This window comes from Marinobacter sp. (assembly GCF_044799475.1).
Lineage (GTDB): Bacteria > Pseudomonadota > Gammaproteobacteria > Pseudomonadales > Oleiphilaceae > Marinobacter.
Map to the genome: position 1 here is coordinate 3,704,873 of NZ_CP085217.1, position 21,215 is coordinate 3,726,087.

The window sequence follows — 21,215 nt, forward strand, 5'->3', positions numbered from 1 at the left end:
CTGTCCCGTCTGGGTAATCCGTTTATTTATTATCGATAACGCTCAGCTTTGCTCGCGCCACTGAAGTCATAATCGATTCTGCACTCTTGTGCCAGCGGAACGGCTTTGCCAGCTTCTCATTATGAGTCTTGATAAAGCGGCGAATCGCCGTCTTGAGTTCGCCCACACTTGTAAAAATGCCACGGTACAAAGCGCGGCGTTCCAGCTGACCAAACCAGCCCTCCACGGCATTCAGCCAAGAGGCGCTGGTTGGTGTGAAGTGAAGCTTGAACCGGGGATGTTTCTCCAGCCAGGCTTTCACCTCTGGTGTTTTGTGAGTCGAGCTGTTGTCCAGAACCAGGTGGAGGTCCTGCTCTTTCGGCGTCTCTCGATCAATCTGTCGCAGAAAGTCGAGAAATTCTTTGGCGCGGTGGCGTTGTGTGATGCGCCCAATCACCTCGCCATTCAGGATATTCAAAGCTGCGTATAAACTGGTTGTGCCGTGCCGTTTGTAATCGTGAGTGCGGCGCTCGATCTGGCCGGGTTTCAATTGCAGCTTTGGTTGAGTGCGATCCAGTGCCTGGATCTGCGTTTTTCATCAACCGACAGCACCAGCGCGTTATCGGGCGGATTCAGGTACAGGCCAACGACGTCGAAAACCTTCTCAGCAAAATCCGGATCATTGCTTATTTTGAAGGTTTTCAGCCGGTGAGCTTTCAGGTCAGCGGCTTTCCAGATCTGATGCACTTGCCAGCGACTGACACCGGCATATTCGGCCATCAACCGGACGCTCCAGTGGGTTGATTCCCTGGGCAGCTTTTTTACCGTGTCGTCGAGAATTGCTTTAACCTTTTTCTGGTCCAGCTTTCTGGGTTGCCCAGGCCTTGGAGCATCCTGAAGTCCGCTCAGCCCCTGTTCAATGTAACGATTGCGCCACTTGAAGACCGTGGGCGTACTGGTTTCCAGTCGCTCAGCTACTTCTTTGGGTGATTCCCCCGGCATTCAGGGCCAAAACGATCCTTGCTCGCTGAACGAGATTCTGACTCAGCGTGCTTGTTCGCAACCAGCTTTCCAGTTCCAGTTGATCGTTTACCGTAAGATTAATGGGTGCTGGTTTCCGGGCCAAAACAAAGTCTCCAAGCTCGTGAATAACTACTTGGATTATAGCATATTTACGCTAAGGAATTACCCGGACGGGACACTAGAATTCTGGACCTATAGCAAGAACTACAGGCATTATTTCGATTCCGGATTTAAGTAACGGGATCTCTCCCAGTCGCAATAATTTCGCTGGCCATCCGCTCAATAATCCGGGCTCGGCTGAACCGCTCGATAAAGTCACTGCGCCGTTCAGTCTTCATCTCCAGGGTTTGGAGTGCTTCGTCAGCAGCATCTACATCGCAAGGGTGAAAAACGGCCGAGTTCGAAATGTTCTTCCTGATGAAATCTGCGGAAAAGCCACTCACACCAGCCCATAAAGGCTTGCCAAGTGCTCCGTATTCAAAAATCTTGGAAGGAAGTACTTTCTTGAAGGCATCGTAATCATTCAGATGCAAAAACAGAATATCAGCATTTGCATAGAGTTTGAGAAGCTCGTCCCGGTTCACCGGCTCATCCAGGATGACATTCGTGCAGCCAGCTTTACGGATCTCTTCTTTGAGCTGATCCAGCCTACCGCCTCCACCTACCAACCGGAACCTGAGGCGACCTTCAAAGCGTTTGGCCAAGGGCGGAATGATGTGGTGAAGTCCCTGGCCTTCCCCCATATTGCCGGCATAGAGCACTTCGAGTTCAGATTTATCCGGAACTGTCGTGCCCGTGGGAGCGGCGTCGAGAAAGATCTGGTCAATACCATTCGTAAAGCCAGAAAGCTCAATACCGGGAAACTGTTTCTGGAAATAAGGTACAAAACCGTCCGAGACCACATTTACTCTGGCCGCACGACGAACTGCCCACTTCTCCAGACGGGAGAAGACAGGCAAGGCGAACATCGTGATTTTGCCTGGCAAGACATCCTTGATGGTGTCGACAAAGATGTCCCGGATATCAAGGTAAAACGGGCGTTTTTTACGCCAGCTGACATAACCCCCCAGAATCGACATCATCAGACGGGAAGAACTGGCATAGATAAGGTCATAATCCTCCTTTGCCGTCAGCCGAAGCACACGGGTCGCATAGGTGGCGAAAGACTTGGATTGGTCGACCATGCCGCTTTGGTGTGCCGGCAACCCAATACGGCGAATGCGCACTGAGCCAGATATTTCCTCCTCTTCGGCATCAACCGAAAAAGACGAATACCGATTTGGCAGAGTGGTTATGACATCGATCTGGCTGCCTTCGGGTACCTGGCGGGCCAATTCATCAACCAGCGCGGTATTCTTGAAAGAACCGGCGGAAAGATCAGGTTTAAAATAAAAGCAAAGACACAGAATCTTCAAGAATTCCCCCAGTTCGCAGTGGAAACCAGGTGGCTACCTGCGAACTCAACTGTAATGCAATGATTTTTTTCACTAGCGCCAAAACGCGGGTGCCACGTTGACTCGATAACGCTCACTTTTGCGGCGCCCTCAAAATTCATGGCCATCTCCTGGCCCTCCCTTAGAAAAAGCGAGACCGACCCATCCTCAGCAACTCCAACATTCACTTGGGGATGGCAGTAAAAACGGGCGACCGCAGATTCGAAAGTCCCGTCGAGTGTGTCTTCCACTTTGAGACTTTCGTCAGTCAGCGTTAGGTTACGCTTTGCGGTCACCACGCCTGGTAGCCTTTGATAACCATCATGGCATGCACTAGCCAGCAGACAATCGTGAGTCTTCTGCATTCTCACTTCGTAGGGGGAAGCACGCCGGGCGACGCGAAAACCGCCCCAGACCTCTGAAGAGTTTTCGCCGTCAACCTCCACGGTATTGTGCGCGGAGGTACTACGCTGGCGGAGTCGCTCCGCGCCTGTCCCATACTCGGACGTACCGGAGTTTACGAAAATTCGCTGCGCAAACAGGCTCATCTCCAGACTCAAGGTATCCGCATGGGCATGACCGGGCAGATAATCCGGCCCTACCGGGGCGGCATCGAAAAACAGACAGGCGGGACCCTTTTTCAGTCGAATGTAGCCGCTCTGGCGTAACTCGGTCGCAGCACTTTGTGCGCTCTCATTCACTTCAAACCCTAGCCGCTCTGCATAGTCGAGCAACTCTGTGCAACTCGGCGCAATACCGACTGCGGCATCATTGAACAACGCGATTTCACCATCTGGGTGACGCATCGTCTGCAACCAATAGATCATACCGGGTATGCGTTCTCGCAATTCGAGCAGGAGCGAGTCTGTTCGGCCACTAAGAACAAGGGCGCATTTATCTGAACCCGAGAATGCATTGAGTAGGTTGTACAGATCAAGCAGATCCTCAAGCGCAAGCGCATGATACATAGTGCTGCGCTCAAAATGCCCGCCGTCAGAAAGGATCTGTTCGCGCAATTGGGGTTCAATAATACTCAAGCCCCGCTTTAGCCAGCGCTGCGCTTCCGGCCCTGAAAAGAAACAACCTGCAAACATCAAAGCCTTGGCATTGGCAAACAAATGATTGCCCAGCAGATGGAACTCAAGCCGTTTCATCAACCAACGCGCCTGGATGGCAAGGCTCTGGACACAGGACTGTGGTAGTTCATTACCGGCCAACACCCACTTCACCCAGTTCACCATGCGAAGCGAAGTTGGATAAGGCTCCCAACCCGAACCTGCTGCCGGGGGATTGTCTTCAACCCAGCGCAACAGTATGTCCTTTTGCCACTCTGTTCGTGCCATTGCATCCCTGGCATTAAGATCATCAAAATAATGTTGATTATAACGCCATAGCTTTTCGCGCTCTGGCCCGTCCCAACAGATTGCTGCCAAGTGCCCTTCTCTCCCGAAGAACAGAAAATTACCGGGCCCTGTCAGGCTCGGTTCCCGGCAAGCGGGGATTTTCCAGCGCCCACTCACCTGTCGAACATCCGGCGGCGACACGGGATCAGGGCTAGGCTGGTAGAATCGGAACCAGAGCCGGCCATAGAATTGAACCGGTTTGAGATAACGCAGGGTATGCCAGTAACGGGCAGCAGTGCTCAGGGACAAAGCAACTTCTCCAAAGCTGCAACAATCCGCTCACTGGTCTTGCCATCCCATAAAGGCGGCATACCGCCTTTTTTCCAGTCACCAGCGAATAATCTGTCCAGCGCCGGCCCCAGAGCCGCCGGGTCGGTACCGATCAATTCATTGGTGCCAAGTTCGGTGGTTTCCGGCCGTTCAGTACTGTTCCTCAGCGTTAAACAGGGAACCCCCATGACCGTGGTTTCTTCAGTAATGCCACCGGAGTCGGTAATAACCGCTTTGGCCCCGCGTACGAGGTAATTGAACTGAAGGTAAGGCTGGCTTTCAACGAGGTGCATGTTCTCGGGCAGATCCACCATTTCTCGCAAGGTCTTTGCCGTGCGCGGGTGGACCGGAAACACCACCGGGAGCCCCCGCGTACTCTTACCTATCGCAGCCAACATTTCCGCAAATGGGCCTGCGGCATCCACATTGGTCGGGCGATGGAGAGTAACCACGAAATACTCGCCGGTTTCTAGCTTCAGCTCGTCCCAAAAATCCGGGGGGCTCAAGCGAGGCAGGTTCACCAGCAAGGTATCAATCATGGTGTTACCCACGAAAAAGATTTGCTCCCCATCGATACCCGAACGCCGCAGGTTCACCCCGGCGCCCTCGCTGGTCGTAAAAAACCAGTTTGTAATGCTATCCGTGACCAAACGGTTAATCTCCTCCGGCATGCTCCAATCGCCGGAGCGGATACCGGCCTCCACATGAGCTACTGGAATCCGTAATTTCTGGGCAGTAATCGCACAGGCCATAGTGGATGTCACATCCCCGACAACTAAGCAAAGTAAACTCGGCGCTTCAAGAAGCAGGCGCTCATAACCTACCATAATACCGGCAGTCTGCTCCGCTTGGGTTCCACCGCCAACTTCAAGATTCACGTCCGGCTCAGGAATATCCAATTGCTCAAAGAATGCCCTTGACATATTCGCATCGTAGTGTTGTCCGGTATGGATCAGACGGTAACTCAATTTACCACCCGCTCTCCGTCGGGCCTTCAGCACCCGAATGATTGGTGCAATCTTCATGAAATTGGGCCGTGCACCTGCAATAATATCAATCAGCATATCGAAACCTATTGAATCTTGGAATTTTTATCCGCTAGTAACATCAGTAAAACGACTCGACAGTATGACCCGAAAACTATCGATAACATATTTATAGTAAGCAACGGGATGCACCCCTCCACATCTAGCCGGCATCTACGCAGAAAGATCACGAGTGAACAATAACATTGTGAAAACGAATATAGACCAGATGAATATTACACGCGACGAAATTGATATTGCCAGCTCGGTGTTCCACATAAATAGCTTACCTCGCCGCGGCCGAACTCAATAACAAAACCGTTATTATCACAGCAAGTAAACTCATGCACTAAGCGCAAGTACACTTGGTTTTGGGGCGGCGGAGTAAAAGCTCGCCGCCTAAACAACGCCCGTCAAAAACCAAGCCACGTAGCAACTTTAACCTTTGTAACAGCCTTCTTCCTTCCAATCGTTAATGACCTGAAGCGCCAAGAATACCTTGGTCCAGATTTTGCACAAGGAGCATTTTTTTTCCTCGAGAACTTTTAATGATTTCTTCGTCGGGAACACAGCGCAGCTCTACTGAAAATTCTCTAAGATTCTTCCGCATCTCTTTACCAAAGATTTTTAAAAGCTCCTCGGCCGTAATACGGCTCCCTGGCTTTTGCAAAACCCTAATTTCAATTTCTCCAAACTCGTACTGGTGTATCTGGTAAAAAAGAATCTCATCCTGGATCATGGAGTGGAGATTAATAGCCGCAGTCGGAATCTTTTTATCTTTATCTAGGAAAATAAAATCTTTGCCCCATCTGCTGGTCAGGTTCAACAAATAAATATGATCTTTTTCTTCTCTAACCACAGCACCATCACCAATTGCGTAATTCACCAGCGGGAGCGCTCTATTTACAAAAGAGGTGATCAATAACTCGCCATCGACCACTCTAGGATAACCATACGATGTATATACCCTATACTCGCCCGCACCTTTTAGATCAACCGCAAGAAGGGCTCTTTCTGTCTGGCCATAAAAAGATACAACCCGACACCCGAAAAATTCGGCAATTATATGTTTCTCTTCTGGACTTATGCCTTCGCTTGCAAGAAGAACTCCTCGGAGATTTGGCATGCCGCCAAACTCCCGATAGTACTCTATATATTCTTTTACCAAAGAAGGGTAGCCATGAATATACGTAATATCATATCTCTTCAGTACCTGTAAAAGTTTCGGGAAGTTGCTGCGCTTTACCTTAAAGGTGTCAACAACCAGTTCATTGTAGACAGGATTATATTCCATCAACTTGTCACCTTTTACGCTTTTACCACGCAGTGTCAACTTGAGGTGCTTTCTTCTATCATAGCCTACAGAAGACCATATATGATGCACATGGGCCCATTCAATACCAAAAAGCTCATTGCTCAGTAAAATCGTTGTCGGATTCCTCCCGCTACCACCGGTAGTTGTCAAGTAAGAGTTAAACGTATTAAACTCATCCGAAGTGTAGTAGGCGAGGTTGGTTGCAAGATCCTGCGATGAAATCTTCGGAAGAGTCTCCAAAATCTCTTTCGCATTGCCGGCATGGATATTAGTTGGCAACTTTTCCTTGCCATACATTGTATGTTGGCGCACATACAAAAGAGTATTCGCCAGACTCTCATCCAGATTATTTTTTTCAAAAGATATTTTCTGTTGCCAGCCCCAATAGCTTTTTCCAAATAGGACTCGATCGGGAATATACCGCAAGAACTTTAGGTGCTCTTTAGGTAAACCATCATAAATTTTTTTCAACAGATTTAACAACAGTAGCCTCCAAGAACATTTTTGTAACTACAGAACTATCAAACTGTTCAAAACTTGCCTTTGCTTTTTCCGAAAAAACTGCATAGCCCTTTACCGTAAACGACCGCATAGCATCCTCCAACTGCCCCTTTTTCTTTGGATCAACTAATAGTCCATTTTCGCCATGGGTGACGATCTCTTTAATCCCGTCAAGTGGCGTAGCCACTATCGGAAGACCCACGGAAAAGGCTTCAATGATCACACCAGGGTATCCTTCTCCTGACCAAAAGCTCGGCAAAACCAGCACATCATAATGCGCCAAGGTTTCAACAACATTTTCTTGCTTTAACACACCCTTGTAGCAAGCCTTGGAGTGGGCAATCCTTTCTTCCAGTTCTGGATTAACCATCTGGCCGTAGATATCAACTTGATACTCATCCGGTAGCTGATTGGCTGCTTCGATCAACTCCAATATACCCTTTTCCCAGCGCACATGGCCCAAAAAAATAAACCGCTTTCCGAAGGGGCGCTCTACACGCTGCATAACCGGCCTAGGTCTAGATGTAGGCATCCAGAAAGTGTTGGGGTTGAAGCGCGAAAAAAATCCAACTAAATAGTGGGTCTGGAAAAAGTTTACCGATGCATTTTTGAGCGCATAGCGGATTAGGAGCCTCGAAACTGCACCCGAACTTCGGTAAACCTCCCGAAAGCTTCCAGCAAACTTCCTGAGCGAGACGGACTTGCCAAACACGCGGGCCCACCAAACCACAAACGGCGCAATAAATACATAGTCTTTAGCCGTACCATGCAAAGAAACATGGGAGCTTTTAGGAATTAACTTGGCAGCATTCCAGAGTATCTTTATCATCGCGATCACAGAGCTTCTGTAATTATTTTTATTGGTATCTATTACGATGCAATCTACCCCACGCACTTCCAAATCCTTAAGTAATAACTCAAAGGAAACAACAATCCCACCCGGCTGACTGGACTTATGGTAACGTGGGCCGAACAATAAAAACTTATACATTATCAAGGTCAGAATTTTTATTAAACCAGATCGAAAAGTTAAGCAACTTCCATAATACATACCCATGGTCACGTTTCCCTGAGATATGCTCACCCATCATTTTTTCTACCTCAGAGGAATAGCAGTTGCTTGCACGTATGTTTTCAACCATAAACTCTTTCAGCGAAGTTCTCAGCCAATATTGAAATGGCACACCAAAACCTCGCTTAGGGCCATAAAGTATCTTCTCTGGCACTACACCTTCGAATGCTTTTTTGAGAAGAAACTTTTTCTCTTTGCCTCGTACCTTATAACTTGATGGCAGTGCCATGGCGTAAGCAGCCAAATCATTATCCAAAAAAGGAACACGAACCTCCAGGCTAGTAGCCATAGTCGCTCGATCAACCTTTTCCAAGTACTGATCCGGCAAAAGGACATTCATATCAGTATAAAGCAGCTCTTGTAACAAATCTAAGTGAGAAAATTTATCATGAAATTTCCTGTTCCGACTAAATGGATCAACTACATTGAGCCGTTCTTGCCAATCGTGCTTAAAAAGACGTTGTGGCGGCTCCCAAAGCATTTCAGAGGAGTAAATCCGGGCAGGGACTAGGGCAGGGTCATTTTGTGCCATAGCGTACATACTGCGCATCATTCGGTAGTATTTGCTTGACTTGGGCACTAGCCCACCAAATTGTGTTATCAACCGCGAAAGCAGCCGGAAAGACCTTTCATTTTTAACACGAAAATATTGCCTGTAACCTGCAAACAGCTCGTCGCCACCGTCACCCTGTAAAATCACTTTTTGTTTACCGCCTATCTCTTTTCCCATTAGATAAAGCGGGATATTGGCCGCATCGCCAAACGGCTGATCGAAATACCCGCCCAAAGCCTCCAGAGTATGAATAACATCGACGCCCTTAATATGAAGCTCATGGTGATCTGTTCCGAAGTGGTTGGCGACAAACTTGGCATTGGAAAGCTCGTTAACACCTCTGTCAAAATCAAAACCTGCGGAGAACGTTTTCAGCTTGCCACTATAGTGTTTAGATGCAAAAGCCGTGATAGCTGTGGAGTCAATACCGCCGCTAAGGAAAATGCCCACAGGCACATCGGCTACCAATTGGCTTTTGACGCTGTTTTCAAAAAGGGTTCGGATATGAGCAATGGCATCATCCAACGAGTCGTTGATCTCAGGAAGATCGTAATTCACCGCATAGGGATGAATTTTGAAACTATTATCTGAAATCGAGTAAATTGCCATATGACCCGGTTCCAGCTTTTTGATTCCCTCATAAAAGGTGTTTTCACCTAAAGTGCTTGAAAAGTGCAAATATTCATGCATACCTTGAAAGTTTAGCGATCTGGCGACCAAGCCAGAGGTCAAGAGCGATTTGATTTCTGATCCGAACACCAGCGAGGCATCTTCGAAAAAATAATAGAGCGGCTTGATACCAAAACGATCGCGCACGAGTAAAAGTTGCTTTTTTAGACGATCGTATAGAACAACAGCAAACATCCCGTTTAGTCTGGAGAAAAGCGCTTGACCCCACCGGGCATAACCTTCTAAAAGAACTTCTGTATCTGAATGAGTACGAAAGATTACGCCTTCTGACTCCAGCTCTTTTTTAAATAACTTAAAATTATAGACCTCCCCATTATACGCCAACACATAACGCCCACACCGGCTAACCATGGGCTGATTGGCCTCACTGCTTAGATCCAATATCGATAACCTTGCATGCCCTAAACCCACAGGACCTTCGCGCCAACTACTCTGAAAGTCCGGGCCACGGTGAATGATAGACTGGACCATGGAGTCCAAATCGAATTGTCGCGAAGAAACTGCACCAGTGATGCCGCACATTAAATATAATCCTTTGGGTCAATATTCTGGTGTATGATTCTTCCAGGAACACCTGCAACAACACTGTTATTTGGAATATCTTTAATAACAACAGCGTTGGCACCAATGACCACGTTGCTGCCGATTTTTACGTTCCCCAAAATCTTCGCACCACCACCAATGTAAACATCATCTCCGATGACGGGAACCTCATAGATCCTAGAACGTCCACCGATAGTCACACCAGGACCAATCAGGCAATTTTTCCCAATAATGGCGCGGGCATGGATTACAACGCCACTACCGCCATATCCAAATCGGGTTCCTGCTCCCAAAGAACAAGAAGGCGGCACATAAGCCCCAAAAATAATCCTATTAAAAATCATCAAAATTTTAGGAAGAATCGGTATTCTTATTCTGTATAAATAACGATAAACAATATATATATAAAAAGGAGCTTTACTCAAAACAAAACCTCTAACATTGAACCATCATACTTACGGTTTTTGACCTGATACCTTTTTATGTTGTTTAGACATTCAGTAATCTTTTTAGACAAGCACGCTTTATCTTCCACGTTACAGACATAGCCGTTAACACCATCTTTGACAAGTTCCTTAACTATCGGAACACATTCGGTAGATACGATTGGCGTATTTAGGTAATAATTCTCCAACAATGCATTTGGAAAACCTTCCCACCGCGAAGACAGAATGAAAAGATCACAGAAAGCGTAGTAGCAGTAGGGATTGGATTGGAAACCCAAAAATTCCACATAATCTTCTAAGCCGAGTTTATTCACCAATTTCTTTAGCTTCTCCTTCTCTCCAACATCGTTGCCAAGAATATATAAGGCGAAATTGGGATATTCCACCAAAACAGAAGGTAGAGCAGATATAAGCACATCAAATCCTTTTTCAAATGATAGTCGCCCAGATGCTACAGCAAAAATTTTATCCCCAACGAATGGCGACCGCATCCCATCTACGCTTTTATCGATAAAGCGCGTATCGATCGGATTAGATAATTCCTTGACCCGACTTGGATTTAGACCAAACTGTTCCACACCATCATGTTTCATGGCTTCCGTCTGAGCAATAACTATATCGGCGCTGCGGTAACCAAAGGAATACAGTTTTCTTTTGAGCCAACCATAGGCAGCATGCTTTTTTTCCAAAGAGGGCGTACTTTGCATTCTGGCTAAATGGCGAAATTTTGGTGCAAATGGCCTGATGAGCATGAGTAGCGTTGCCACACGAGAGTGCGTAGTAAATATTACATCCGGCTTAATCTGCCATAATAGGTTTAGAAGCGGCCAAAAAGATCGACTAGTGCTTTCAGTCTGTAGATTAATTAGTTGCACATAAGCTGGAATAAGTGGCAACAGATCGTTACTCTTCTGGAAAACAGCAAGGGTAACTATATGTTTTTCCGGGTCTAACTGCCGCAGGTAGTTGACAGCTACACGTTCAGCACCACCTGAATTTAGATTTGGTAAAACGAAAAATATTTTTTCCATAAAATTGGAACCAAAAAAATTATAACTTTAATACGAAGAAAACAGAACTGACCGATAAGGCGCAACATCATTTATCTTCACATAAGCAAAAAACGATGCATAAATAACGGACAATGACCACCAGAATAGACGCATAAACTTAGTTTCGACCTTAACTAACACTGCTAAAATAAAAGCAAGCGCTAAGTGCGAAAAGACTTCTAAAGAACGGTAAGCAATGATACTCAAATCGAAGAAAAGAATATAAAGAATAAAGCCATAAGCGAAGTATATGAAAGCATACCAGCTTAAAGGGCTATAAGAAAATATCTTTTCCTTTCTATAAATACAAAATAATATTACGAACACATAAAAAAAAGATCCAGAACCAAAGGGATTCACTTCCGCTTGTCGATCACCATGGTAATAACCTTCAACTTTTCTATAAATATACCCTAACGTATCATTATCTGCGTAATTCAGAAAAAACTGCACGAAGCTAGAATGAAAACTCAAGAAATAAGAAACGATCAAACCCAGTACAACTACTGAAGAAGAAAAACGACTGATACAAATCCAATACAAAGGGAGAGCAACAATTGAAAAAACGTGGAATCCGGAAGCAAAAAATATTGATAATATAAAATAGAACGGTTTATTTCTAACAATAAATATTGTGGACCAAATTATAATTGAAGATGCCATAGCTCCACGAAGCTGGGTCATATCTTTGAGATAAATAAACGCTAAATATACAACTAAAGATATGAAAAAATAGGGTGAGAACTTGTATAAAAATAGCAGTTTACCGCCAACAGTAACAACTGACAGTAGTATAAAAAATACACCATAGGGGAAGCCTAGGCTTTGCAAAGCAACGGCTAAAGAGGAAAAAATAAACTCATGCCCTGTTCCTCCATGCTCGTAACTTGTAAAAAAGGGAACTGCAAAGTCTGAGAAACTATACCCTTTATAAATGGAAAGATAGTTATAATAATCTCCTATCCCGTACTGTGTGCCAGCAAAAAATACCATTATAAAAATTGAAATAAATGCGACGGGCCTAAGAGCTCTTCTAAAAAAGATATCAATAGATAATATTGAAGCCAAAAAATAAGGAATAAACAATAAGTAATATATCATTAATTGTGAGGGCTCCTAAGGAAGATCTGAATAACCGCCGATTTTGACAAACATCGGTTTGATCGAGCAGGAATCCAAATTTTTCAGATACTGTCTCCGTTACTTGTGTATCTTTGGACGTCTTCCGGCGTTCTGCAGAAAAACAGATACACTAGTTCTATACCAGAAAGTGCTTTTCGCCGATCAAGCAAGCTGCTAACGGTGGTTTTCACCTAGGTAACGTCTGAATACCGCTGATTTTTGCCAACTAAAACCAAGATGGTCAAAAATCAGTGGTATTCAGACGCTGTTTATCTCACTTTCGTACTGATTAGTATCTCAAAATGATCTTGGTCGCCATGATGACGCCGCTCTGTGATTCTTCTAGCTTGGTCGCACAATACATCTATAGACTAAGAGCAGTTGACGATCCCATCTATTGCCTTTTTGCAACCTTTTGAAAAACAGATTCCCATTGAAATCCAATTCTCTCAACATTTAAGCGTCTTTGAATCTTGACCGCTTCCTTTTGCATCCCTTCCAACTGAACTGGATTATTAACGAGTTGTAACAACGCTTTTGCAATTTCACGTGCACTATGGCCAGTTAATAGACCGTCCTTTTCGTGTGTAATAATTTCTCTTGGACCAAAATCACAATCAGTACTGACAGGAACACAACCACATGCCATCGCTTCTGTTATTGCATTTCCAAATGATTCATGTTTTGAAGTTAATGCAAGTATTTTTGACTCACTCATGACCTCCCTGGGATTTCTTGTTTTCCCTCGGAAAGAAACGAGATTATTTAACTCAAAAAAATCTATCACTTGAAGGAGTTTATTCTCCTCTTCTTTATTCCCACCACCATAGATTTCTACCAACCAATTGGCCTCTTTGAGCTCATTGGAAATTAGGGAAACAGCTTCAACTAACAATTCAATTCTCTTTACAGCTGAAAACCTACCCATAAATATAATCTTATTTTTTTTTTCAGCGTTGAAAGATTGACTAAAACCAACTGGTAATGGATTATTAATAATTGCTCTTTGTTTCACGTTGACAAGTCTATCAAAATACTTATCAACACCTACCGTAGGGCAAACGAGAAAATTTGCATAACGATAAAGTGTTATTCTTGCGACCCTAAAAAAACCACTAATATCGCTATATGGATTGCTATGTTCAGATATTACGACAGGGGTTCGCGCAATTTTCGATGCTAAAATTGCCATGACGTTCATTTTAGAAATGAAACTGACTACAAGATCGGGTTTTTCCGTGTTAATAATGTTAACCATTGCCAGTATTGAGGAGGACACTATTTGTACAGTACTGATTTTAGAATTTTCTTCTTTATTCCCACCCAACAAACAAATCCTTTTTACTCTAGGGTTTAGGTCATAAAAGTCTTCAACTTCCTTGGAGCCTGTAACCACAACTATATTATGATTTTTGACAAAATGATTTACAAGTACAGATAAAACTCGTTCAGCTCCTCCCGAGGACAAAGAGGAAATAAAAAAAACGATCTTCATGGTATAGTTTTCCAAGCTGAAAGATCCCGACCCATGAGATCTTCAATATACTCTATATCTTCTCGGTAATTATTAATTATTCTTATCCCTAACTCAGAAGGCAATGGATCTCTCTTCTTTTCATGCTCATTTATTTGCCTTATTTTTTTCATCAATCCGATACCATTAAGACCAATTTTTTTCTTTAAGAAACGATAAACATCAAAGACGAGCTTAGGATGCCCTCTGGTTAGATCGCCAACTATAGAACTATGAATTGTTTTGCTCTTGTTAACCGGACTAAAATCCATTTCTTTAAAGGTCTTTATGTCTAAGAAGTTCAAAGCGCATTCGAAAACTTTTGACGGATTGGACTTAAAATCATCGAATAAAATAATGTGGACTTGGTCTCTGTTGAAATGTTGAAGCGCGCACTCGACTTGGACCTTATATCCAGCAACTTCATCATAATACAGAAGCTGTTCTGCTCTGCATGTGCTAGGTATATATTTCCCTTTTTTCCGATCTTCAATCAATTCCCAAGAATCTTTAATTGTCTTCTGATCGTCTTGTCTATTTTTGTAGTTCTCACCATGACAGGCGTGAACCATTTCCACCGGATTTCGCAAGATAATTATAATTTTTGCATCTTGATTAAATTCATAAATTTTACGAAGCGAGTTTTTTGAATACAAATACCATACTGACGAGTCAAGTAATATCTTTTCTTTCTTTGCTGATGAAAAAAGCGAAAGGTATTCTTCTTCGGTTATTTTCCACCACTTTGGAAAATCTCCCTGAATAAAATAATGAGGTTCTTTAGGCTTACAGGCATAGACGTCAGGATGCTGGGACAAGTACTCGTGCATTGCTGTGGTACCACATTTTGGTGCTCCTACTATAAACGCATTTGGTTTTTTCATTAATTATCCTTCACTCTTAAGGCTGTTGGATTTAGCCCAGTTAGCAAATTTGTCCTAAGTATCAACTTCAAATTCCAAAACATAATAGATGCCGCGGTAGCGATTGCAGCACCCATTGCACCTAAGTGCGATATGAGCAACGTAGCAAGAGCGATATTAATAAATAGTGCAGCCACAGAGGCTTTTACAGTCTCTTTCTCGTGGCCCAACATATTAAGAACCAAACCCACAGAGCCTGCTGCTACATTGATAAACTGTCCAACCGCTAAAATAACTAGTACAGGAGCCGCGGGAAGATACTCATCACCGAACAATACCGACACAAAAAAACCACCCCAGAGGAGATATATAGCTACGAGTGGAAGCGTCATTAGCAAAGCAGCTCTAGCGCTGTTTGTTAGCATTCTTTGTAGTTTTTCTTTCTCGTCCGACTCATACAGTCGAACTATATGTGGTGCTAGTACAGCATTTAAAACTAGTAGGCCAAAAGGCACCAATGCTGCACCCTGAAAGGCGACACGAAAGAAAGCTACGTCGTCAGTTTCGCCCAGCACACCCAGGAGAACGATCCCTATCTGGTTATTTGCAATATTGAGGCTGGAAAAAAGAGTGAGTGGGGCCAAGCTTTTAAACCATAGCTTTGTTTCTCTCTGAGGAGGCGCCCTTTTGGCTTGTGGAGGGAACGCTCGCATCAGCAAAATTGCCCCCACCACAAAGGCACCCAACGCACCCAGAAGCGAAAATTGTACTGCTATCTGAGGCGTAACCTGCCAGCCTGAAAATGAGGCAAATAGTAAGAATAAAACCATCAATAGGGGTCTAACTATTTGCTCGGGTAAATTGCCCTGAACCACTTTTCTCAGCCCTTGCAAGGTTGCACCTCGCACATTGCCAAATGCAACCAATGGCAAAAGCAGTAATGCCCAAAGAAAGGTTTTAGTTTGGGTTTCGCTTCCCCCCCAAAATTGCCATGCCGTAAGAGCAGCAAAAATAGCCGTGAGAATCGATCCCACCACCACAAACCCATTCGCAAGCCCTAACAGGCCGCGCAATTTATTCCAAGCAGCAGCATGGTGATAACGAGCCGTTTCCCGCATCACCAAAGTAGGCAGACCACCTTGAGTGGGGAGGCCAAGCAATGCAATTATGGATAACACGAACGCGTATATCCCATAGCCTTCAGGGTCTAATGCTCTAGCAAGCAATATGCCACTGGCTAGTGTTAGCAGCATATTGGTTATTTTTACTCCTAAGTTACCAGTAAACCCTCGAACTAGTTGGGCTTTAAACCCCTCTCCCTTAAAACTTTTTAATATTTTTTTCATGGGTTTTAAATTCTACGGAGCATTCATTTTTGCCGCACATCGAACGCGTTCCTGCAAGCGGATTAGTTTGGTGATGCTCGTTGGCATTAAGCTTTAAGGTATTCGCTTACGCTGTCCATTTGTAGACAAAGGGACAGCATGGCTGATAGTTGATAGAGGCTTACTGGTATTGGTTTTTGCCCACGGAAAAAGAAAAGATAAAGGCTTTGTGTTTCTTATTCTGTGGATTCCATACCGAATCCTTTCTTTGCTTTTCTGTGTGCTTGATTCTTTGCCGAGGCGGATGAAGGCTATGGCGGATACGGCGACCGTGGTGGGTGGCTACCGCGGCGATCAGGGCGCGTTTAGGTTCCGTTTTTTCTTGCGGAATCACTGCGGGATCTACCCTTTTGAAGATGTATACGGTTTGGGCGCTGGCAAGCATAACAGTGTGGGTTTCGCTCTCTATTAGTTGACAGAACAATTGCTGCATGCGAAGCATGCTGGTTTTCGCTGACCTTTTCTTCCAGATAGGCGATGCAGGCGTTAGCTTCTTGTAGGTCGTGCTCGCGAATGTGGGCGCTGATATGGTGTGGCAGCTTTTCAGCTCAGTCTTTGGCCAACCTAGAGGATGGCTTTGGATCGCAATCAATGAGAATTTTTGGCAAGTCATCTCCCGACGTGGGAAATGGACCTGATTGGGTTTCCATAGCTGCAAACGCACTTTACCAAATTATTGCTCGGCTTTTTAAAAACAGGCTTTCTAAAGGCAGAAATCCAAAAACTTAACTACGTGATTATTAATTTTTTTCTAAAACCGATAAGGGCACCTTATGTCTTTAGCGGCGTCCGTGGCCAATCCAACTTTAATCTTTGTCTCTATCCCGCTCTTTGCCAAGCCGGATAAATGCGAGCAAGAATATGGTGAAGACCCCAAGCATGCCGCCAAGCGTGGTGGCTATCACCGCAATCAGTGCCCTTTGGGGCTCGCTTTTCTCCTGTGGAACCACCGCCGGATCAACCGTCTGGAAGACGTACTCTTCCTGAGCATTGGCTAGCATAACTGTCCGGGTTTCGCTCTCAATCAGCTGATAAAAAACCTGCTGCATGCCAGAGATGTTGGTTTCGTTCAACTTCTCTTCCAGGTAACTGATACTTGCCTCCGCTTCCTCTACGTCCCGTTTCCGCATGTGTTCATTGATGTCACGCACTAGCCAGTTGGTCCAGTTTTTGGCTGCGACTGGCGACAGGCTTTTTACGCTCACGGTTACCATGCCGTTGTCTTTTTTTTCACTGACACTCAGGTGTTTCTCACGGAATTTTTTGACCATGTCCCAGTCTGTGGGCTCAAGAGTTTCCCCGTTGTAGATTGCCCACTCTCCGGTGTCCGGATTGTAGACCTCGCGGTTATGGACCCACTCTTCCCGCTCCATGCTCCAGCTCTCCGTAGCCATCAGGGGCACTTTCAGGTTGTGGCGGTGGATGAAGTCGGTGAGGAAGGCCCGGGACTGAAGGATTTCTTTGGCGATTACGGTCTGGTCGGCCCCTTCCTGGCCAAGATTCACGCCCGCAAGGCTGGCCAGACCGCCAAGTTGAACGCCTAGCCCACCGCCGTTTCCGCCATCAGTAGGCGCGAGAAGTGCATTGGCCTGGTAGATATTGGGTTGGGAGAGGGCGTATGCCACGCCGGCCACGGCAAAGATGGAGGTAATGGCGATGATGATCCACTTGCCGCGCCAGAGGGTGGCGAAGAGTTCGCGGAGGTCTATTTCGTCGTCTGGGTAGGTTTGGTGTTCTGGGGTTTGGTTCATAAATGATTTTTTTTGCCGCGGAATCCGCGGAAGTACGCGGAAGGAAAAGATGGAAAAGTTAAGATTTTTCTAAAACTACTCGTTTTACAGAGGCTTTCGGGTATGTGAAGTTCGCCAAGAGGCCAAGCTTTATACCTGTAGCTTTCAAATAATTGATCAACTGAGCTTCAGCACCCAATGGCAGAACTTTTTGGGCCTTCAGTTCGATAACTACTCGGTTTTCCACAACCAGATCCAGCTTGAAAAGCCCTACATCCTGGCCCTTGTAGAAGATGTTAACCGGAAGCTCCTCCTGAACGCCCATCCCTCTGGCCTGGAGTTCAGCAATTAGCGCCTTCTGATACACGCTCTCAAGAAAGCCGTGGCCTAACTGGCGGTAAACCTCATAGATACAGCCACGTATCCGGTAAGTCAGCTCCTCATCCCTGAGCATGTTTGATTCCCTTTTTTTGCCGCGGAATCCGCGGAAGTACGCGGAAAAAGGAAATGAAATAAATTAGCTGGGATTGTGGGTGTCTTCTAAATCAGCGCCCTCCCGCAACCAATGCTTTTTTCTTTTCCTTCCGCGCCCTTCCGCGGATTCCGTGGCTAATATTCAGTCCTTAAAGATTACCCACTGCAGCAGCACCAAGGGCCATCTGGTAGACGATCTGGCTCACGTTGGTCCAGAGCTCCAGCTGGTTGATGCGGTCTACGTCGATTGGGACGATGATGGTGTCGCCCACGGAGAGCTGCTGGCTGCGGCCGCCGAACCAGCGGCTTTCCTGGGGCAGGAGGACGGAGCCGTCGGCTTTGATGACGTAGATTCTTTCGGCATCTGCCTGGCGGGTGGGGCCGCCGCTGCGTTCCAGGTAATCGTCAACTGTGAGACCTGCCCGGTGGAGATGGCTGGTGGGGAACTGGACTTCGCCGAATACGCTGACGGCCTGGGGTATGGTCGGTACGGTCAGGCGGTCGCCGTCCTGCAGGCGGATGGCTGGATATTCGCCGCTTTGAAGTACAGCCGGGAGGTTGATGACCATGCGGCCGACGGGGCGCGCGCTCTGGACGTCTTCCAGCAGGTTCTGGACCTGGCCCAGCCGCTGGGTGCTCTGGCCACCGAAGCTGTCGCCTTCCAGCTGTACGCCCAGCAGGTCGCTCTGCAGGCGTTCTTCAGCTTCCTTCAGGCGTTCGGCTTCACGCTCGCGGAGTTTTTCACGAGTGAATACCGCGCCTTCCGGAAAGGCGTTGTCAGTCAGTCCACCGGCACGGCGGATAACGTCGTTGAGGGATTCACCGCTCTGGAAGGTATATTCACCCGGAAAGCGCACCTCCCCCTGCAGCTGAATGGTATTGCGGGTAGCGAAAGCCGGGATGGGCTTGATCAGTAACTGGTCGCGGCTTTCCAGCTTGACGTCGATGGTTGTCAGGCCCTGGGTGAGGTCCAGTTGCAGTATCTGGGTGCGGCCGTCGCCCTGCGGGTCCTGCTCGAAGCGCGCAAGCTCGGCGGTGAGCAGGGAAGCTGAATCCCTGAGGCCACCGGCGATGAATATGGCGTCTTCAACGGAACGGGTCTGGGGCATGGGGTAGCGGCCCGGGAAGCGTACTTCGCCGTTCACCTCTATGGTCTGCATGGGCGCCTTTGGCGTGGCCTGGGCTTCCAGTCGGGTGATTACCGGTTCAAGCAGTTTTTCCCGCTGCCAGTCGCGGAGGTTTTCCAGGCGCTCCAGCCTTTCCCTGTCGAACTCGTCCAGTTCCTCCAGTTTTTCATCAGAAAAATGGAGTTGACTCAATAACTGTTGCCTTTTTGCCCTTTCGCTCTTTTCCTTGCTCTCGTACTCACTTCGACTTCGGCTCTCCTTTTCTTCCTCTTCAACCTCGAGGCCTTCTTTTTTGGCCTTCAGGCCGAGACTTTCAAGGTCACTGAGATCGGCTTTGGAAAGATCCGCGAAGATGAGGATTTCGTCCTTTTCCTGCAACAGAAGGTCGGATTCTGTTCCTTTGTTTCTGACGGCCTGACGGAGGTCCACGGTGAGGGTGGACAGCCGGTCGTTCTCGGGATTGGTGCGCACGATCAGGGCGATGCTCTGGTCAGCAACCGGGTCCAGATCTGACTGCAGGGAGCCGATCAATGAGCTGAAGCGCATGCCGGGTACCCAGGCGTAGCGTCCGGGGCGGGTGGCGGCGCCACTGATTGCCACATACTGGCCGGTTATATCGGCGATGGAGGCCACCTGGATGCGATCACCTGGTTCTACACGGCTCTGCTGGCCTTTGGCAGAGGTGAGGTCCGCTTCGGCGATGATGCGTAGGAAGTCGTCGTTGGTGCGCTCGATCTTGACGCGCTGGGGGTAGGCCTGGGGCGTGAGCCCACCGGCCAGCCGGACCAGTTCCTGCAGGCTGGTGGTGCCATTCAGCTCATACAGGGCCGGGCGATAGACTTCGCCGTCGATGCCGGCGCGGGTGCCCACCGGCGGGATGAAGATGACGTCCCCTGGCTGCAGGCGGCGGTCGTTTGAGGTGTCGCCCTTGAGCAGAAGATCGTAGAGATCCAGCTCCGCCACGACCTTGCCGTTGCGTTTGTGCTGGATGTTACGCAGGGAGCCATTGCGCTTGATGCCGCCGGAAACAAACAGGGCGTTGGTGATGGTGGACAGGGAGCTGACGGTGTAGGCGCCCGGTGTGCGGGCCTCCCCCAGTATGAACACCCGCATGCTGCGGAGTTCGCCCAGGCCGACGCTGGCCTGAACACCGATGTACTGCTCGGACACCAGTTTCTTGATCTGCTGGCGGGCTTCATCGAAGCTCAGACCAGCCACGGAAATCGGGGCGTTGTTGGGAAAACTGATGGTGCCGTCACGGGAGATGGGCAGTTCCAGCTGCTGGTTTTCCTTGCCCCAGAGCTGAACCTTGAGAACATCCCCCGGGCCCAGAATGTAATCCAGAGGGATTGGAATTTCGGTGACAGGGGCGAAGGTGCTGGGCTGGCCGGCGAACAGGTCATAGCCGAAGGGCTCAAGACCACCGTTCTTTTTGCGGTCCTCCTTTTCTTCCCGCTCTTCCTTTTCCTTTTTGTCCTGCTCTTCCTCTGATTCCCGGTCGGTTGGCCTGTTCATCAACTCCACCTGCTGGGGCCGCTTCTGCTGCTGGCTACCGCCGGTGATCTGGTCCAGGTCTATCCCATACTGGCGGGCAAGGGATTCCTGCTGGGCCTTGGGGAGTGACTTGAACTGGTCAATCTGGGACTGACTGATGGACTGGGCGGTAACTGCCATGGGGAGCAGGAGCGTCAGGGTC

At 47.2% G+C, this 21,215-nt stretch carries 16 protein-coding genes and 1 pseudogene; all 17 read right to left on the bottom strand.

What is annotated here, in order from left to right; translation table 11 throughout:
- Positions 1-22: 22 nt before the first annotated feature.
- The 17 genes and pseudogenes from LG327_RS16995 to LG327_RS17075 all read right to left on the bottom strand — a co-directional run bounded on the left by LG327_RS16995 (position 23) and on the right by LG327_RS17075 (position 21,193).
- A pseudogene (locus tag LG327_RS16995) lies at positions 23-1,105 on the bottom strand (IS630 family transposase).
- A gap of 127 nt (positions 1,106-1,232) precedes the next feature.
- On the bottom strand, positions 1,233-2,417 hold the full coding sequence (locus LG327_RS17000; protein ID WP_404363733.1) for a glycosyltransferase family 4 protein: 1,185 nt from the start codon (positions 2,415-2,417) through the stop codon (positions 1,233-1,235).
- On the bottom strand, positions 2,414-3,868 hold the full coding sequence (locus tag LG327_RS17005; RefSeq protein WP_404363735.1) for a heparinase II/III family protein: 1,455 nt from the start codon (positions 3,866-3,868) through the stop codon (positions 2,414-2,416). The genes LG327_RS17000 and LG327_RS17005 overlap by 4 nt, the downstream gene beginning before the upstream one ends.
- 209 nt (positions 3,869-4,077) lie before the next feature.
- Positions 4,078-5,172 carry a non-hydrolyzing UDP-N-acetylglucosamine 2-epimerase gene (gene wecB / locus LG327_RS17010; protein ID WP_404363737.1) on the bottom strand — a complete coding sequence of 365 codons (1,095 nt, stop codon included), beginning with the start codon at positions 5,170-5,172 and terminating at the stop codon, positions 4,078-4,080.
- A 433-nt stretch (positions 5,173-5,605) separates the two neighbouring features.
- Entirely contained in the window at positions 5,606-6,931 is a 1,326-nt protein-coding gene (locus tag LG327_RS17015; RefSeq protein ID WP_404363739.1) for an AMP-binding protein, read from the bottom strand.
- Positions 6,903-7,940, bottom strand: coding sequence for a glycosyltransferase family 4 protein (locus LG327_RS17020; RefSeq protein ID WP_404363741.1), 1,038 nt, complete (start codon positions 7,938-7,940; stop codon positions 6,903-6,905). The genes LG327_RS17015 and LG327_RS17020 overlap by 29 nt, the downstream gene beginning before the upstream one ends.
- Positions 7,933-9,786 carry an asparagine synthase (glutamine-hydrolyzing) gene (gene asnB / locus LG327_RS17025; RefSeq protein WP_404363743.1) on the bottom strand — a complete coding sequence of 618 codons (1,854 nt, stop codon included), beginning with the start codon at positions 9,784-9,786 and terminating at the stop codon, positions 7,933-7,935. Before asnB ends, LG327_RS17020 begins: the two co-directional genes overlap by 8 nt.
- Positions 9,786-10,232: a serine O-acetyltransferase gene (locus LG327_RS17030; RefSeq protein WP_404363745.1), complete on the bottom strand. Its 447-nt coding sequence runs from the start codon at positions 10,230-10,232 to the stop codon at positions 9,786-9,788. The genes asnB and LG327_RS17030 overlap by 1 nt, the downstream gene beginning before the upstream one ends.
- Positions 10,229-11,284 (bottom strand): glycosyltransferase, encoded by a 1,056-nt coding sequence (locus tag LG327_RS17035; protein ID WP_404363747.1) that lies wholly within the window; start codon positions 11,282-11,284, stop codon positions 10,229-10,231. Before LG327_RS17035 ends, LG327_RS17030 begins: the two co-directional genes overlap by 4 nt.
- Positions 11,285-11,311: 27 nt before the next feature.
- Positions 11,312-12,406 carry an EpsG family protein gene (locus LG327_RS17040; protein ID WP_404363748.1) on the bottom strand — a complete coding sequence of 365 codons (1,095 nt, stop codon included), beginning with the start codon at positions 12,404-12,406 and terminating at the stop codon, positions 11,312-11,314.
- Positions 12,407-12,821: 415 nt separating this feature from the next.
- Positions 12,822-13,922 carry a glycosyltransferase gene (locus tag LG327_RS17045; RefSeq protein WP_404363750.1) on the bottom strand — a complete coding sequence of 367 codons (1,101 nt, stop codon included), beginning with the start codon at positions 13,920-13,922 and terminating at the stop codon, positions 12,822-12,824.
- Complete coding sequence (locus LG327_RS17050) at positions 13,919-14,824, bottom strand: sulfotransferase family protein (protein ID WP_404363752.1); 906 nt, start codon at positions 14,822-14,824, stop codon at positions 13,919-13,921. Before LG327_RS17050 ends, LG327_RS17045 begins: the two co-directional genes overlap by 4 nt.
- Positions 14,824-16,149 (bottom strand): flippase, encoded by a 1,326-nt coding sequence (locus tag LG327_RS17055; RefSeq protein ID WP_404363754.1) that lies wholly within the window; start codon positions 16,147-16,149, stop codon positions 14,824-14,826. Before LG327_RS17055 ends, LG327_RS17050 begins: the two co-directional genes overlap by 1 nt.
- 160 nt (positions 16,150-16,309) lie before the next feature.
- Complete coding sequence (locus LG327_RS17060; RefSeq protein ID WP_404363756.1) at positions 16,310-16,630, bottom strand: hypothetical protein; 321 nt, start codon at positions 16,628-16,630, stop codon at positions 16,310-16,312.
- 364 nt (positions 16,631-16,994) lie between these two features.
- Positions 16,995-17,939 (bottom strand): Wzz/FepE/Etk N-terminal domain-containing protein, encoded by a 945-nt coding sequence (locus tag LG327_RS17065; protein WP_404363758.1) that lies wholly within the window; start codon positions 17,937-17,939, stop codon positions 16,995-16,997.
- A 58-nt stretch (positions 17,940-17,997) separates the two neighbouring features.
- Positions 17,998-18,372 carry a GxxExxY protein gene (locus LG327_RS17070; protein WP_404363760.1) on the bottom strand — a complete coding sequence of 125 codons (375 nt, stop codon included), beginning with the start codon at positions 18,370-18,372 and terminating at the stop codon, positions 17,998-18,000.
- Positions 18,373-18,541: 169 nt separating this feature from the next.
- Positions 18,542-21,193 (bottom strand): SLBB domain-containing protein, encoded by a 2,652-nt coding sequence (locus LG327_RS17075; RefSeq protein ID WP_404369517.1) that lies wholly within the window; start codon positions 21,191-21,193, stop codon positions 18,542-18,544.
- Positions 21,194-21,215 lie beyond the last annotated feature (22 nt).

Excerpts from the sequence above, each read along its gene's own strand:
- wecB (WP_404363737.1), bottom strand. The coding sequence starts at position 5,172 with ATGCTGATTGATATTATTGCAGGTGCACGGCCCAATTTCATGAAGATT.
- LG327_RS17020 (WP_404363741.1), bottom strand. The coding sequence starts at position 7,940 with ATGTATAAGTTTTTATTGTTCGGCCCACGTTACCATAAGTCCAGTCAG.
- asnB (WP_404363743.1), bottom strand. The coding sequence starts at position 9,786 with ATGTGCGGCATCACTGGTGCAGTTTCTTCGCGACAATTCGATTTGGAC.
- LG327_RS17035 (WP_404363747.1), bottom strand. The coding sequence starts at position 11,284 with ATGGAAAAAATATTTTTCGTTTTACCAAATCTAAATTCAGGTGGTGCT.
- LG327_RS17040 (WP_404363748.1), bottom strand. The coding sequence starts at position 12,406 with ATGATATATTACTTATTGTTTATTCCTTATTTTTTGGCTTCAATATTA.
- LG327_RS17045 (WP_404363750.1), bottom strand. The coding sequence starts at position 13,922 with ATGAAGATCGTTTTTTTTATTTCCTCTTTGTCCTCGGGAGGAGCTGAA.
- LG327_RS17050 (WP_404363752.1), bottom strand. The coding sequence starts at position 14,824 with ATGAAAAAACCAAATGCGTTTATAGTAGGAGCACCAAAATGTGGTACC.
- LG327_RS17055 (WP_404363754.1), bottom strand. The coding sequence starts at position 16,149 with ATGAAAAAAATATTAAAAAGTTTTAAGGGAGAGGGGTTTAAAGCCCAA.
- LG327_RS17060 (WP_404363756.1), bottom strand. The coding sequence starts at position 16,630 with ATGCTTCGCATGCAGCAATTGTTCTGTCAACTAATAGAGAGCGAAACC.
- LG327_RS17065 (WP_404363758.1), bottom strand. The coding sequence starts at position 17,939 with ATGAACCAAACCCCAGAACACCAAACCTACCCAGACGACGAAATAGAC.
- LG327_RS17070 (WP_404363760.1), bottom strand. The coding sequence starts at position 18,372 with ATGCTCAGGGATGAGGAGCTGACTTACCGGATACGTGGCTGTATCTAT.
- LG327_RS17075 (WP_404369517.1), bottom strand. The coding sequence starts at position 21,193 with ATGGCAGTTACCGCCCAGTCCATCAGTCAGTCCCAGATTGACCAGTTC.